At 69.2% G+C, this 14235-nt stretch carries 13 protein-coding genes and 1 pseudogene; 3 read left to right on the forward strand and 11 right to left on the reverse strand.

The features are described from left to right. Positions 1-498 precede the first annotated feature (498 nt). The 4 genes and pseudogenes from A9X05_RS26740 to lepA all read right to left on the reverse strand — a co-directional run bounded on the left by A9X05_RS26740 (position 499) and on the right by lepA (position 4961). Positions 499-1227: a sensor domain-containing protein gene (locus tag A9X05_RS26740; RefSeq protein ID WP_197499215.1), complete on the reverse strand. Its 729-nt coding sequence runs from the start codon at positions 1225-1227 to the stop codon at positions 499-501. A 228-nt stretch (positions 1228-1455) separates the two neighbouring features. Continuing rightward, complete coding sequence (locus A9X05_RS26745) at positions 1456-2235, reverse strand: sensor domain-containing protein (RefSeq protein ID WP_231978478.1); 780 nt, start codon at positions 2233-2235, stop codon at positions 1456-1458. After that, positions 2235-2954, reverse strand: coding sequence for a sensor domain-containing protein (locus tag A9X05_RS26750; protein WP_067785185.1), 720 nt, complete (start codon positions 2952-2954; stop codon positions 2235-2237). The genes A9X05_RS26745 and A9X05_RS26750 overlap by 1 nt, the downstream gene beginning before the upstream one ends. Positions 2955-2965: 11 nt before the next feature. After that, a pseudogene (gene lepA, locus A9X05_RS26755) lies at positions 2966-4961 on the reverse strand (translation elongation factor 4). Here lepA and A9X05_RS26760 point away from each other — a divergent pair. Then, positions 4943-5542, forward strand: coding sequence for a type II toxin-antitoxin system PemK/MazF family toxin (locus tag A9X05_RS26760; RefSeq protein ID WP_067747526.1), 600 nt, complete (start codon positions 4943-4945; stop codon positions 5540-5542). The pseudogene lepA and the gene A9X05_RS26760 sit on opposite strands and share 19 nt — an antisense overlap. A gap of 18 nt (positions 5543-5560) precedes the next feature. Here the strand turns inward: A9X05_RS26760 and A9X05_RS26765 are convergent, their stop codons facing one another. Then, positions 5561-5989: a CBS domain-containing protein gene (locus A9X05_RS26765; RefSeq protein WP_067747652.1), complete on the reverse strand. Its 429-nt coding sequence runs from the start codon at positions 5987-5989 to the stop codon at positions 5561-5563. Positions 5990-6188: 199 nt separating this feature from the next. Between A9X05_RS26765 and A9X05_RS26770 the strand changes: the two genes are divergently transcribed. Continuing rightward, positions 6189-7028, forward strand: coding sequence for a ribonuclease Z (locus A9X05_RS26770; protein WP_067747518.1), 840 nt, complete (start codon positions 6189-6191; stop codon positions 7026-7028). 4 nt (positions 7029-7032) lie between these two features. Here the strand turns inward: A9X05_RS26770 and A9X05_RS26775 are convergent, their stop codons facing one another. From A9X05_RS26775 to A9X05_RS26790, 4 genes are read right to left on the reverse strand one after another with little or no spacing between them, the layout of a single operon-like run. Continuing rightward, complete coding sequence (locus tag A9X05_RS26775; protein WP_082971072.1) at positions 7033-7707, reverse strand: hypothetical protein; 675 nt, start codon at positions 7705-7707, stop codon at positions 7033-7035. Positions 7708-7730: 23 nt separating this feature from the next. Continuing rightward, a complete protein-coding gene (locus A9X05_RS26780; protein WP_067756731.1) occupies positions 7731-8570 on the reverse strand; it encodes a transglutaminase family protein in 840 nt (279 codons plus the stop codon). Further along, positions 8570-9544: an alpha-E domain-containing protein gene (locus tag A9X05_RS26785; RefSeq protein ID WP_067756734.1), complete on the reverse strand. Its 975-nt coding sequence runs from the start codon at positions 9542-9544 to the stop codon at positions 8570-8572. Before A9X05_RS26785 ends, A9X05_RS26780 begins: the two co-directional genes overlap by 1 nt. Further along, the gene (locus A9X05_RS26790) at positions 9544-11217 is read right to left on the reverse strand and encodes a circularly permuted type 2 ATP-grasp protein (protein WP_067756737.1); all 1674 of its coding nucleotides are present in this window, start codon (positions 11215-11217) and stop codon (positions 9544-9546) included. The genes A9X05_RS26785 and A9X05_RS26790 overlap by 1 nt, the downstream gene beginning before the upstream one ends. A 146-nt stretch (positions 11218-11363) precedes the next feature. Between A9X05_RS26790 and rpsT the strand changes: the two genes are divergently transcribed. Then, positions 11364-11624, forward strand: a complete 261-nt coding sequence (gene rpsT / locus A9X05_RS26795; protein WP_067756740.1) for a 30S ribosomal protein S20 — start codon at positions 11364-11366, stop codon at positions 11622-11624. A gap of 7 nt (positions 11625-11631) precedes the next feature. On the opposite strand, the gene holA is transcribed toward rpsT, so the two are convergent. Both holA and A9X05_RS26805 read right to left on the reverse strand, forming a co-directional pair. Further along, complete coding sequence (holA, locus tag A9X05_RS26800; RefSeq protein ID WP_156737016.1) at positions 11632-12582, reverse strand: DNA polymerase III subunit delta; 951 nt, start codon at positions 12580-12582, stop codon at positions 11632-11634. A 44-nt stretch (positions 12583-12626) separates the two neighbouring features. After that, a complete protein-coding gene (locus tag A9X05_RS26805; RefSeq protein WP_067785179.1) occupies positions 12627-14210 on the reverse strand; it encodes a ComEC/Rec2 family competence protein in 1584 nt (527 codons plus the stop codon). Positions 14211-14235: the final 25 nt, after the last annotated feature.

Genomic DNA, 14235 nt, shown 5'->3' on the forward strand with positions numbered 1-14235 from the left:
GGGCGACGCGGGTCGCCGCCATCAACACCGCGGCGATCGCGAGCGCGGCCGTCAGGCCGGGCGACGCGGGTCGCCGCCATCAACACCGCGGCGATCGCGAGCGCGGCCGTCAGGCCGGGCGACGCGGGTCGCCGCCATCAACACCGCGGCGATCGCGAGCGCGGCCGTCAGGCCGGGCGACGCGGGTCGCCGCCATCAACACCGCGGCGATCGCGAGCGCGGCCGTCAGGCGGGGGGACGCGGGTCGCCGCCCTCGGTACCGGGGCGATCGCGAGCGCGGCCGTCAGGCCGGGCGACGCGGGTCGCCGCCATCAACACCGCGGCGATCGCGAGCGCGGCCGTCAGGCCGGGCGACGCGGGTCGCCGCCATCAACACCGCGGCGATCGCGAGCGCGGCCGTCAGGCCGGGCGACGCGGGTCGCCGCCATCAACACCGCGGCGATCGCGAGCGCGGCCGTCAGGCCGGGCGACGCGGGTCGCCGCCATCCGTACCGCGAATCAGCTCAGCGCGCTCACCTTGTCTCGCATGACTTGGGCGATGTCGAGCGCCCTGGCGTTCGCGTCACGCGTGCCGTCTTGCAATGCGCTTGGTGCGTCGAAGAAGTCGACCTCGACTTCGATGAGGCAATTGTCCCGGACCCCGACAGCCCGCTCAGCGGGAAGCGCTGGCGGCGAAAACGACGGTGGCATGTTCCACTGTGTCGAAATAGTCGCGGCGACAACGGAACTCGCGCTTTGCACGTGACTGACTTTCACTTCCAGCGGCAGACTGCCGCCCGCAATGGGGACGGTCTTTCCGTCGCATTCTTGCCACCGCCTGGCGATCGTCGAAAACAGCGCGTAGGCCTGATCGGCCGTGGGCAGGCCGATGGCGGCCTCTTGCACGCGGATGACCGCCGCGCCGGACGGGGCAGTGGGCCGCCACGTAGTGAAGGCAACGGCTTTGACGTTCGCGGACCGATAGGCGCCCGCCCGCATCATCACTGCCACCCCGAGGCAGCTTTCGGACCCCTCCGACCGCACGCGACCCAACATCTCGGGTCCCCCGACAAACGGTGGGAAACCCGGGTCGAGTTCCACGGGCTCCCTGACAACGCGGGACAGCGCGCTCTTGCCGAGGAGCACCCGCTCGAGGGTGTGCCCGTCGAGGAATCGCGTCGTGAGGTTCGCCGGAGCCCGCGCCGCGCCACCGACGGTGGTGGAGCAGCCCGTGGCCGAGATCAGCACGACCAAAAGTGCTACGGCGTAACAACGTGCTCGCCGGCCGCCGCTTCTACCGGTCGCCACGGCGACAAACGCAGAAGGCGGCAATTCGCTACCGCAAATTCTTTCCATGCGCTTCTCGGCTACCTCCCACTTCACCCGAGCTTAGGCTCGACGGCGCGGCGAAGCCGTCGCCCACGCGTGAGCACAGCTCAACCCCCAGAGAAGTCCCAGGTTTGTGGCAGCTGCCGGTCAGCTCAGCCCGCTGACCTTGTCCATCATGGCGTGCGCGATGTCGATGGCGCTGCGGTGCACATCGCCGGAGCCCTCATCCGACGAGCGCGTCGAATTGAAGAACGCCACTTCGACTTCGACGAGGCAGTTCCCCCGCACGCCGATGGCGCGCGCCTCGGGCCTGGGCCCGCTCGACGGTATGCCGGGCAATTGGGTGTCGATCGAAACGGTCGCGGCCAGAACCGATTCGGAGACCCTTACCTCAGAGATGGTGTCCGAGAAGACGATCGCGGGGCGGTCGATGATGATGCTGGGACGTCCGATGGTCACGGTCGTGCCCTCACAGTCGCGCCACTGTTGTGCAAACTGTTGGAACAGCGCGGCGGCCCCGCCGGTGCTGGACAGCGCGACCACGCCCTCGGCGACGCTGATCACCTTCGCCGGTCCGCGCTGGTTCCACCACGTCTCCCGCGCGGCGTTCTTGACGTCGGCGGATCGGTACGCGTCCTTCACCATCATCGAGGTGACACCGACGCAGTTGGCGGGCGAGGCCGCGCCGAAGGCCGGCTGCAGCACCTCGGGACCGCCGAACCGCGCCGGGAGTTCGTTCTTGCTCCCGAAGGACTGGCCCAGCAGCTTCGACAGCTCGGCGTCATCGAGGAGCACTTTCTTGACGGGTTGCCCAATCACCGGGCGCGGTTTCAGATTCGGCGCGGGCCGCGCGGTGCCGTCGACCGTGCAACCCGTCGCGAGCGCGACGGTCAACAGGCAGGCGAGGATCGTCCGGCGCATCGACATCAGTTGGTGCTCGAGACTTTTCGCAACATAGCCTGAACGACGTCGACAGCCCGCGTCCCGGCCGGCACGTGCGGCGCGACGGCGACCTTGACGTCGGCGATGACGTCGCCCGCGGTGCCCACCGCCCGCTCGTCCGGGGTTGGCGGGGTGTGATGGTTGTCCCACGCGATGACGGTGGCGGAAAGTACCGGCCCGTCGACTCGGACGTCGGTCACCTTCGAGTACAACTCGGTGGCGCTCTCATCGTGTGTGTACATGGTGACCGTGGTGTCCGTGCAGTTTTGCCATTGCTGCACGAAGGACGCGAAGAGTCGCTGCGCGTCGGACGCGGTCGCCAGCTCGATCGCCGCTGCCGTCGCGCTGGACACCTGCACGCCGGAGCCGTAATTCCAGTAGCGCTGCGTCGCGACGCGGCGCACCGGGCCGGTTTCGTAGACGAGGCGCATCGCCGGGTCGACGGCGCCGAGGCATTCGATGGGAGCGGCGCCGCCGGCGTCACGAATCCCGTTGGGCAGCACCTCGATACCACCCACCAGCGGCGGACTGTGGGGCGGCAGCTCGTTTCCCACGGCGGCGCTGACCTCCGCGTCGTCCGGTAGGACCTGTTCGAGCGGCAACGCGGACGCGCCGAGAGGGCCGGTGCGGGTTGGGGTTCCGGCCACTGTCGTGACGCATCCGGTGCCCAGCAGGCTGAGACCGACGACAGTGACGGCTCGCATCAGCAGCACGGCTACTTCTTGCCCTTGTCGCCACCGGTGTCGGTGGACAGCGCCGCCACGAAGGCTTCCTGCGGCACGTCCACCCGCCCGATGGTCTTCATCCGCTTCTTGCCTTCCTTCTGCTTTTCCAGCAGCTTGCGTTTGCGGGTGATGTCTCCGCCGTAGCACTTGGATAGCACATCCTTGCGGATTGCCCGGATATTCTCGCGCGCAATGATTTTCGAACCGATGGCCGCCTGCACCGGCACCTCGAACTGCTGGCGCGGAATCAGCTCCTTGAGCTTGGTGGTCATCTTGTTGCCGTAGGCCGAAGCGCCGTCCTTGTGCACGATCGCGCTGAACGCGTCGACGGCTTCGCCCTGCAGCAGGATGTCGACCTTGACCAGCTGGGCCTCCTGCTCGCCGGCCTCCTCGTAGTCCAGGCTGGCGTAGCCGCGGGTGCGCGACTTCAGCGAGTCGAAGAAGTCGAAGATGATCTCGCCGAGCGGCATCGTGTAGCGCAACTCGACCCGCTCGGGCGACAGGTAGTCCATGCCGCCCAGCTCGCCGCGGCGCGACTGGCACAGCTCCATGATGGTGCCGATGAACTCGCTGGGCGCGATGATGGTGGTCTTGACGACCGGTTCGTAGACCGTGCGCACCTTGCCCTCGGGCCAGTCCGACGGGTTGGTCACCACGATCTCGGTGTCGTCCTCCTTGATCACCCGGTAGACGACGTTGGGCGACGTCGAGATCAGGTCGAGGTCGAATTCGCGCTCCAGGCGCTCGCGGGTGATCTCCATGTGCAGCAGGCCCAAAAACCCGCACCGGAAGCCGAAGCCCAGCGCCACCGACGTTTCCGGCTCGTAGGTCAGCGCCGCGTCGTTGAGCTGCAGCTTGTCCAGGGCGTCCCGCAGAACCGGGTAATCGGAGCCGTCCACCGGATACAGGCCCGAGTAGACCATCGGCTTGGGTTCGCGGTATCCCGTCAGCGCCTCGGTGGCGCCGTGCCGGGCCGTCGTCACCGTGTCACCGACCTTGGACTGGCGGACGTCCTTCACGCCCGTGATCAGGTAGCCGACCTCGCCCACCCCCAGGCCCGCGCTGGCTTTCGGTTCGGGCGAGACGATGCCGACCTCGAGCAGCTCGTGGGTGGCGCCGGTGGACATCATCAGGATGCGCTCCCGCGGGACGATCTTGCCGTCCATCACCCGGACGTAGGTCACCACACCGCGGTAGATGTCGTAGACGGAGTCGAAGATCATCGCGCGGGTCGGCGCGTCGGCGTCGCCCCGCGGATGCGGCACCTCGCGCACGACGTGGTCGAGCAGGTCGGCGACGCCCTCGCCGGTCTTGCCGGACACCCGCAGCACATCGCCGGGCTCACAGCCGATGATGTGGGCGATCTCGCCCGCGTAGCGGTCCGGGTCGGCGGCCGGCAGGTCGATCTTGTTGAGTACCGGGATGATGTGCAGGTCGCGGTCCAGCGCCAGGTACAGGTTGGCCAGCGTCTGCGCCTCGATGCCCTGGGCCGCGTCGACCAGCAGCACCGCACCCTCGCACGCCTCCAGTGCCCGCGACACCTCGTAGGTGAAGTCCACGTGCCCGGGGGTGTCGATCAGGTGCAGGACGTACTCTTCGTCGCCGACCTTCCAGGGCAACCGCACGTTCTGCGCCTTGATGGTGATCCCGCGCTCGCGCTCGATGTCCATCCGGTCCAGGTACTGCGCGCGCATCGATCGCTCGTCGACGACGCCGGTGAGCTGGAGCATCCGGTCCGCCAGCGTGGACTTGCCGTGATCGATGTGGGCGATGATGCAGAAGTTCCGAATCTGCGCCGGCGCGGTGAAGGTCTTGTCGGCGAAACTGCTGATGGGAATCTCCTGGTCTGGACATGCTCGCGGCGGCGTGAACGCCGGCTCAGTTGGTATGTCCAGGGTATCTAGGCGGGGTGCCCGAGACCTACTTGGACACAATCGCACCCGCACGCGCGCGTCTATGCTGCGAATATGGCGTCTGCCCGCAAATCCCAGTGGAAGACGTTCCAGCGGTTTGCCGAGAACCTGGTCTTCGATCGGGCCCCGCGGCTGGCCCGGCACGTGCAGAACTCGCAGACGGTGCTGCGAGAACTGCAGCAGGCCGTCAAGATCACCGCGAACGTCATCGCGGCCGCCGCGCCGCAACCGCCGGCCGTCACCGCGGGCCGCCCGGTGACCAGCACGAGCTTCCCCACCGGCCAGCGGGCGCGCAAGCTGGTCTACGCCCCGGACCTCGACGGTCGAGCCGATCCCGGCGAGATCGTGTGGACGTGGGTCGTCTACGAAGACGATCCGACCCGCGGCAAGGACCGGCCGGTGCTCGTCGTGGGGCGGGACCGTCGGGTGTTGCTGGGGTTGATGCTGTCCAGCCAGGAGCGCCACGCCGAGGACCGGGACTGGGTCCGGATCGGCTCCGGGGCGTGGGACTACGAGGGCAGGCCCAGCTGGGTCAGGCTGGACCGGGTGCTCGACGTGCCGGAGGAAAGCATTCGCCGCGAGGGCGCGATTCTGGATCGGGAGATCTTCGACCTGGTGGCCGAGCGGTTGCGCGCCGACTACTCGTGGAGCTAGGCGCCTGTCGCGCGGCGCTCAGCCCTGCGTGATGTAGGACTGCAGCTGCTGGTGCTCGGCCTCGAGTTCTTCCATCCGGGTCTTCACCACGTCGCCGATGCTGACGATGCCGATCAGCTTCTTGCCGTCGAGCACCGGGACGTGACGCACCCGGTTCTTGGTCATCAGCACGCTCAGCGAATCCACCGTGTCGGCCTTTGTGCAGGTCGCGACGGTAGCGGTCATGATCTTCGAGATCGGGCGTGACAGCACGCTGGCGCCATGGGTGTGCAGCTGACGCACGACGTCGCGCTCGGAGACGATGCCGACGACGCCCTCGTCGCCTACCACCACCATGGCGCCGATGTTCTGCTCGGCGAGGCCCGCGAGCAGCTCTTTGACCGTCGCCTCGGGATTGATGGTCACCACCGCCGCGCCCTTGTTCCGCAAGACGTCTGCAATCCGCATCAAGGCCTCCAGCTGGTTGTGATCGGCTTCACACCAGGCTACGGCTAACTCGCGCGGCGCAAAAGCCATGGCGAGAACCGGTAGCCGATCCGTGTCCATACCCTGACGTCGGCGTTCGAAACCGGCCCGCGCCGCCGCGCCGGGTCTGATCGAGCGATTGGCCCACCTGCGCGGGGCTGGGGCTTGCAAGATAAGGGCCATGATCGAGATCACGCTGCTCGGGACCGGAAGCCCGATCCCCGACCCAAACCGCGCCGGGCCGTCGACTCTGGTGCGGGCCGGCGGGCAGGTATTTCTGGTGGACTGCGGCCGCGGTGTGTTGCAGCGCGCGGCGGCGGTCGGCGTGGGCGCGGCGGGATTGTCGGCGCTGCTGATCACCCATCTGCACAGCGACCACATCGGAGACCTCGGTGATCTCCTGATCACCCGCTGGATCAGCACCTTCGCGCCCGATCCGGCGCCGCTGCCGATCATCGGGCCGCCCGGGATAGCGGAGACGGTCGAGGCCACGCTGCACGCGTTCCGCCACGACATCGAGTACCGGCTCGCCCACCACGCCGACCTGAACGCCCCGCCGGCGGTCGAGGTCCACGAATGCACCGGCGGGGCGGTGTGGGACCGCGATGGCGTGTCGATCCGCGTCGCGCCGACCGATCACCGGCCGGTGGCGCCAACGATCGGGTTTCGCGTCGACTACGGGACGGCGTCGGTGGTGCTCGCCGGGGACACGGTCCCCTGCGCGGGCCTCGACGAGCTGGCCGCGGGAGCCGGCGCGCTGGTGCACACCGTGATCCGCAAGGACATCGTCGCCAACATCCCGCAACAACGGCTGCAGGACATCTGCGACTACCACTCGTCCGTAGAAGAGGCGGCGGAAACCGCCGCACGCGCGGGGGTCGGCACCCTCGTCATGACGCACTACGTGCCGGCGCTGGTGCCGGGCCAAGAAGAACAGTGGCGGGCGCTGGCGGCATCGCGGTTCGGCGGGCGGATCGAGCTCGGCGACGACCTGCATCGCGTCGAGATCGACTCCCCGTAACTCCTCATTCCCGAATGTCATTGCGCCGCAACGGCAGCAGCGCCCCGGCCAGCACCAGCCAAGACAGCGCCAGCACCCGCGCGATTGGCAGGATCACGCCCAGATCCGGCCAGATCATCACCCCGAGCGCCGCTTCGGCGAGGGCGGCGGTTACCAGGCCGGCCCAGGCGACCGGCCTCGGGAGCACCCCCAGGTTCAGCGAGGTTGCCGCCATCGCGGCCACCAGCAGACCCAGGGCGACGATATGCCCCGGGCCGCCGACGAGGAACACCAGCAAGTACAGGACCCGGACCAACGGCGCGTCCGCGGCGACTCCGGGCTGCGACAGCGGCCAGGCCAACAATCCGCACAGCCCCAGCGCGCCGGCCGCCAAGATGCCCCCCGTCAGCGCGATCGCGGCTCCCGGCCCGCCCGCCCCGAGGCGCCGCAGCCGCACGCCCACCGTCGCGGCGTAGACGGCCAGGGGGACCGACGACGCGAACGTCGCAACCGCGACGACGCGCCCGGCGACCGGCTGCGCGCGGACGTAGGCCACGACCGCGGCCGCCGGCCCATACGGCAACGGCATCACGCCGCCCAGGCCGACGCCGACGGCGATCCCGCCGAAGAGCAGCGTCACGCACAGCGTCGAAAGCAGCGGCAACGAGAAGCCGGCGGGCCGGCGCCCGCTGTAGTCCATGCGTGCACGCTATGCCCGGACGGCTAAGCCAGCCGGGTGACCTCCACGACGACGTCGAGATCGGTCGCACCCTCTCCGGAGTAGATGCCCTTCAGGGGTGGAACGTCGGTGTAGTCGCGGCCGGCGCCCACGCTGACGTACTGCTCGGAGATCTCGGTCTCGTTGGTCGGGTCGTAGCTCCACCACCCCCCGGTCCACGCCTGAATCCAGGCGTGGCTGCGCCCGTCCACCGTGTCCCCGACGACGGCGTGGCGCTTGGGATGCAGATAACCCGACACGTAATGCGCCGGAATCCCCATGGCGCGCAACAACATCAGCGAAAGGTGTACGAAGTCCTGACACACACCCTTGCCCGCGTTCAACGCGTCCAGCCCCGACGAGTGCACGCTGGTGGTGCCCGGCAAGTAGTCCAGCTCGCCGCGCACCCAGTGCGCCGCGGCGGCGACGGCCTCGGCGGGCTGGTGCGCCTTGGCGATCTTCTTGGCTATGGAGACAACCTTTTTGCTCGCCGGGGTGTGCGCGGTGGGGCGCAGCAACTCGTCGAACCGATCGATCACCGCCGCGGATCGCAGATCGTCCCAGCCGACGTCGGTCACCGCCGGTTCCGGCTGCTCGGTCTCGACCACCGAGGACGACGTCACGGTGAGATCGGTGTGCGGCGCGTGCAGATCGAACGCCGTCACCGCGGTGCCCCAATAGTCGATGTAGCGGTAGGACCGGGTGGCCGGGATCGTCTCGACGCGATTGAGGATGACGTTCTGCCTGGTGTTCGACCGCGGGGTCAGCCGCGCCTCGTTGTAGGAGGCGGTCACCGCCGACTGGTAGGCGTATCCGGTGGTGTGCACCACCCGCAGCCGCCACATCAGGCGTCCCCCTGCCTGCTGACCAGCCGGCGGTCGGCGGCATCCGACCACGCCACCCACGGAGTGACGTGAAAGTACTGCACGGACAACGCTTCTCCGACGTCGCGACACGTTCGCTGCAGTCCGGCCAAGCGGCTCTCCAGCGACTCCAGCAGCACACCGGGTTGCACGAATTCCAGCTCGCTGCGGGCCTGCCCGAGCAACCGCTGCGCCTCCCCCGTGGCCCCGATGCGGCTCTGGCGGTTGTGCAGCAGTTCGTCGAGGTTGTGTTCGGCCAGCCGCAGCGAATAGAACACCGAACGCGGGAACAGCCGGTCGAGCAGCATGAACTCGACCACGCGGCTGGCGTCGAGCACGCCGCGATAGGTGCGCAGGTAGGTGTCGTGCGCGCCCGCGGAGCGCAGCAACGTCACCCACGCCGGGGAGGAAGCGCTGTCCCCCACCCGCGAAAGCAACAGCCGCACCGTCATGTCGATCCGCTCGATCGCACGGCCCAGCACCATGAAGCGGTACCCGTCGTCGCGTGACAACGTCGAGTCGGCCAGCCCGGCGAACATCGCCGCGCGCCCCTCGATGTAGGACAGGAATTCATGGGGCCCAAGGCGTTTGGCCGCGCGCTCGCGTTCGGCCAGGGCATGATAGGTGCCGTTGAGGCACTCCCAGATCTCGCTGGAGGTGACCTCCCGTGCCGACTTCGCATTTTCCCGCGCCGCCGTGATCGCGTCGACGATCGATGAACCGCCCGAGGCATTGGTGCTGAAGGCCACCAGGTCGGTCAATGACCACACGTCCAGGTCGTGGCTCGGGGGATCGATCCCGAGCACCCGCAGCAGCAGCCGAGACGTCTGGTCCGGGTCGACGCTGGAATCCTCGAGCAGCTGGTGCAGCACCACGTCGAGGATGCGGGCGGTGTCGTCGGCGCGCTCGACATAGCGGCCGATCCAGAACAGCGCCTCGGCGTTTCGGGCCAGCATCAGCGCCTCCTCCGCCGCTGCTGTTGCTGAAGCTGCTGTTCCTGGGGTGATTCCCTGGTCAGGGACTGGGTTTGCGTCAGCCGCGGCGCGCCGTCCACCTCCGGGTCGGGCATCGACTCCGGCAGCGAGCGCACCACTTCCGCGGCGCCGAGCTCGTGGTCGCCGGCCGAGGTCCGCGACGCCAGCACCCAGGTGTCCTTCGAGCCGCCACCCTGGCTGGAGTTGACCACCCGCGAGCCCTCGACCAGGGCGACCCGGGTCAGCCCGCCGGGCAGCACCCACACGTCGTCGCCGTCGTTGACCGCGAAAGGCCGCAGGTCGACGTATCGCGGCGCGAGCGTGTTTCCGATCTGCGTCGGCACGGTCGACAGCTCCATCATCGGCTGGGCGATCCAGCTGCGCGGATCGTCGCGAACCTTCTTGGCGACCGTGGCCAACTCCTTCTCGGAGGCTTCCGGCCCGAACACGATGCCGTACCCGCCGGACCCTTCGACCGGCTTGAGCACCAACTCGTCGATCCGGTCCAGCACCTCTTCGCGTTCGTCGTCGAGCCAGCACCGGTAGGTCTCGACGTTGGCCAGCAACGGCTTCTCACCCAGGTAGTACTCGATCATGGTCGGCACATAGGTGTAGACGAGCTTGTCGTCGCCAACACCATTGCCGATGGCGCTGGACACGACGACGTTGCCGGCGCGCGCGGCGTTGACCAGGCCTGCCACGCCCAGCACCGAGTCGGCCCGGAACTGGAGCGGGTCCAGGAAGGCGTCGTCGATGCGCCGGTAGATGACGTCGACCTGCACCTCCCCTTCGGTCGTGCGCATGTACACCTGGTTGTCCCGGCAGAACAGGTCGCGACCTTCCACGAGCTCGACGCCCATCTGGCGGGCCAGCAGCGAGTGCTCGAAGTAGGCCGAGTTGTACACACCGGGGGTCAGCACCACCACCGTGGGGTCGGCCTCGTTGGTGGCCGCGGAATTGCGCAGGGCCCGCAGCAGGTGGGACGCGTAGTCGTCGACCGCACGCACCCGGTGGGTGGCGAACAGATTCGGAAAGACCCGCGCCATGGTCCGCCGGTTCTCCATGACGTACGACACCCCGGAGGGCGAACGCAGGTTGTCCTCGAGGACGCGGAAATTCCCCTTCTCGTCGCGAATCAGGTCGATGCCGGCGACGTGGATGCGCACGCCGTTGGGCGGGACGATGCCCATCGCCTCGCGGTGGAAATGCTCGCAGGAGGTGATCAGGCGGCGCGGGATGATGTCGTCGTTGAGGATCTCCTGGTCGCCGTAGATGTCGTCGAGATACATCTCGAGGGCCTTGACGCGCTGGATGATGCCGCGCTCCAACCGGCTCCATTCGGCGGCCGAGATGACCCGGGGAACCAGGTCGAGCGGAAAAGGCCGCTCCTGGCCCGACAGCGAGAACGTGATGCCCTGGTCGATGAACGCGCGGCCCAGGGCGTCGGCGCGCGCCTTGAGCTCCGAGGCGTCCGACGGGGCGAGCTCGGTGTAGATGCCCTTGTAGGGTCCCCGCACGGCGCCATGCGCATCGAACATCTCGTCGAAGGCCATCGCGTACACGTCCGACGACGTGTTGTATCCGCCGAAAATGCGCTCGCTGCGCGCGGCGCGCAAACTCCCCCTGGTTTCCTCAAGCTGACTCGGAAGACTCACGGTGTTAGATGCTGCCTCAAATTGACGTTATGGCAGGCCACGGGTTCCCGTTTTGGGAGAAAACGTAACCGACTGATAACCTGGGCAGTCGCCGTGGTGGTATCCGGCGCCCCAAGCAAACGTCGAATCGCAGAAGGAACTAAAGCGTGGCCAACATCAAGTCGCAGCAGAAGCGCAATCGCACCAACGAGCGCGCTCGACTGCGCAACAAGTCGGTGAAGTCGTCGCTTCGCACCGCCGTCCGCGCGTTCCGCGAGGCCGCCCACGCCGGCGACAAAGAGAAGGCCACGGAGTTGCTCGCGGCGACCACCCGCAAGCTGGACAAAGCGGCCAGCAAGGGCGTGATCCACAAGAATCAGGCGGCCAACAAGAAGTCCGCCCTGGCGCGCGCGCTCAACAAGCTCTGAGCCCCGCTCACCGGGTTCGGTTGGCGGCCAGCTCGGCCACCGTCCTGACCGCCGACTCCAGCGCGTAATCGGCGTCCGCGACGGCGCCCTTGACGTTGGCGTTGAGCGTCGCCACCACCTTCATCGCCGCCGCCACGCTGTCACGCGACCAGTACCGCGCCTGCTTCTGGGCCTTTTGCACCCGCCACGGGGGCATGCCCAGCTGGGACGCGAGCCGATAAGGGTCGCCCGAAAGCGGCCCGACCCGCCCGATCGTGTGGATGGCTTCGGCCAGCGCGTCGGCCAGCACCACCAGTGGCTCACCGCGCAGCATCGCCCACCGCAGCGCCTCGACGGCGCCCGCGACGTCGCCGGCCACCGCCTTGTCCGCGATGTCGAAGCCCTTCACTTCGGCTTTGCCGCTGTGGTAGCGGCGGACCGCGGCGGCGTCGACGACGCCGCCGGTGTCGGCGACCAACTGCGAACAGGCCGCCGCAAGCTCCCGCACGTCGGAGCCGACCGCGTCCGGCATCGCCGTCACGGTCTCCTCGTCGACCTTCACCCGCAACGCCCGAAACTCCTTGCGGACGAAGTCGACCCGCTCGCTGAGCTTCGTGATCCGCGCGCACGGGTGTACGACGGCGCCGAGCGACTGCAACTCACTGGCCAGCGCCTTGGCCCGCCCTCCCCCCGAGTGCACCACCACCAGCATCGTGCCCATCGGAACGTCGGCCGCGGCGGAGGCGATCACCGCAGCCGCCTCCTTGCCCGCTTCCCCGGCCGCCTCCAGGACGACGATCCGCTCGTCGCCGAACAGCGACGGGCTCAGCAGTTCGGCGAGCTCATAGGTGCTGACGTCACCCGCCCGCATGCGGCTGACGGGAACGTCCTCGACGCCGGCCCGCTGGCGGGCCGACCGCAGCACGTCGGCCACCGCCCGCTCGACCAGCAGCTCCTCGTCTCCCAGCACCAGGTGCAACGGCGAATCGTCGCTCACCCCACGATGGTGTCACGACCGACCGACTAGACCGCCCCGGGATCCAGCAGGTCGGACAACCACCAAGCCAGCGCGCAGAGGGCGGCCGCGGCGCCGAGCCAGCGCCTTCCGCGCCGCCGGGCGACCACCACGACGATCAGCACGGTCACCGCGGCGACGAGCAGCACCCCGGGCATACCGGAGGGCACGGGCACCGTCGCCGCGGGCGCGCCGGCCGACCAACGGGCCACCCGCACCACCCACCACAGCTCGGGGCCGGTGAAGCGGATCAGCAAATGGGCGCCCGCGGCCCATGCCACGCTCAACACAGCGGCGGCGCTGCCCAGCACCGTGATCGGCGCAATGACGGGTGCCGCCGCCAGGTTGGCGGCCATCGCCACCAGGCTGACCCGCCCGGAGATGCCGGCCACCAACGGGGCGGTCACCACGTGTGCGGCCGCCGCGATCGACAGCGCGTCGGCCAGCGGTTTGGGGCATCCCCTGCCCGCAAGGCGCCGCGACCAGCCCGGCGCGATGACGACCAACGCGGCGGTCGCGGCCACCGACAGCGCGAAGCCCACGTCGACGGCCAATTGTGGGGCCAACGCGAGCAGGCCCAGCACCGTGGCGCATAACGCCGGAATGGCTTGGCGGCGCCGCGAAGTCAGGACCCCGGCCAGCGCGATGGCGCCCATCACGGCCGCCCGCAGCACGCTCGCCGTCGGCTGCACGACGACGACGAACGCGACCAGGGCCAGCCCGGCCAGGACGACGGCCGCCCGCGGTCCGACCACGCGCGCCGAGAACAGCACGGCCCCGCAGACGATGGTCACGTTGGCGCCCGACACCGCCATCAGGTGCGTCATGCCCGCCGCCCGAAAGTCGCGGTCCGTCTCGGCGGTGACCGCCGAGGTGTCACCCAGGACGAGGGCCGGCAGCATCGCCGCCTGCTCGGCGGGCAGCGTGCCGCGCACCGCGGCGGCGAACCGACCGCGCACGGTGTGGGCCGCCCGCTGCACGGCGCCCGCGGTGCCCATGGTCGGGCGGCCCGAGGCGTTGAGCACCGCGACGGTGAGGTCGCGGCGGGTCGGGTGTCCGATCCGCGCCGTGAACCGCACCGGCCGGCCCACCATCAGCCCATCGCCGTCCGATTCGAAATCCGGGGCGCGCGCGAAGACGACGACCCGGCCCGAGATCTGTTCGTCGCGCAGGCGCTGCATCGTGGCCCGGAACATGAGCCGCCCGCGGCCCAACGACACCGGGCTTTCGCTAGGGGTGACCGTCACCGGGGCGGCGGTCCCGAACGCGGCCGTGATCGGGTGACGCTCTACCGCTTCGGCGCGTAACGCCACCGCCAAGCCGAATCCCGCACCGGTGACGCCGACCGCGGACAGGCCGACGGCGACGGCCCGCAGCCGACCGGTTCCGTCCGATCGAGCCACGGCGCGCCAGGCCAGCAGGCCGGAGACGGCGGCCAACACCACACAGCACGCCGCCACCGGCCTGCCGATCGGCCACCAGATGCCGGCGGCGGTCACCACCCAGCAGGTGAGCGCGGCCGGTACCAGGCGTGCATCGAGGCGCGCCGCGGCCGATTCGCCGGGGCACGGCTGGTCGTGGTTGTCAGACACGGACCAGGGCGCGCAGCTTCTCCAG

Origin of the sequence: Mycobacterium sp. E3298 (genome assembly GCF_001666895.1) — a bacterium.
GTDB lineage: Bacteria > Actinomycetota > Actinomycetes > Mycobacteriales > Mycobacteriaceae > Mycobacterium.

Excerpts from the sequence above, each read along its gene's own strand:
- A9X05_RS26750 (WP_067785185.1), bottom strand. The coding sequence starts at position 2,954 with ATGCGAGCCGTCACTGTCGTCGGTCTCAGCCTGCTGGGCACCGGATGC.
- A9X05_RS26765 (WP_067747652.1), bottom strand. The coding sequence starts at position 5,989 with ATGCGGATTGCAGACGTCTTGCGGAACAAGGGCGCGGCGGTGGTGACC.
- A9X05_RS26775 (WP_082971072.1), bottom strand. The coding sequence starts at position 7,707 with ATGGACTACAGCGGGCGCCGGCCCGCCGGCTTCTCGTTGCCGCTGCTT.
- A9X05_RS26745 (WP_231978478.1), bottom strand. The coding sequence starts at position 2,235 with ATGTCGATGCGCCGGACGATCCTCGCCTGCCTGTTGACCGTCGCGCTC.
- A9X05_RS26785 (WP_067756734.1), bottom strand. The coding sequence starts at position 9,544 with ATGCTGGCCCGAAACGCCGAGGCGCTGTTCTGGATCGGCCGCTATGTC.
- A9X05_RS26780 (WP_067756731.1), bottom strand. The coding sequence starts at position 8,570 with ATGTGGCGGCTGCGGGTGGTGCACACCACCGGATACGCCTACCAGTCG.
- A9X05_RS26770 (WP_067747518.1), top strand. The coding sequence starts at position 6,189 with ATGATCGAGATCACGCTGCTCGGGACCGGAAGCCCGATCCCCGACCCA.
- A9X05_RS26760 (WP_067747526.1), top strand. The coding sequence starts at position 4,943 with ATGGCGTCTGCCCGCAAATCCCAGTGGAAGACGTTCCAGCGGTTTGCC.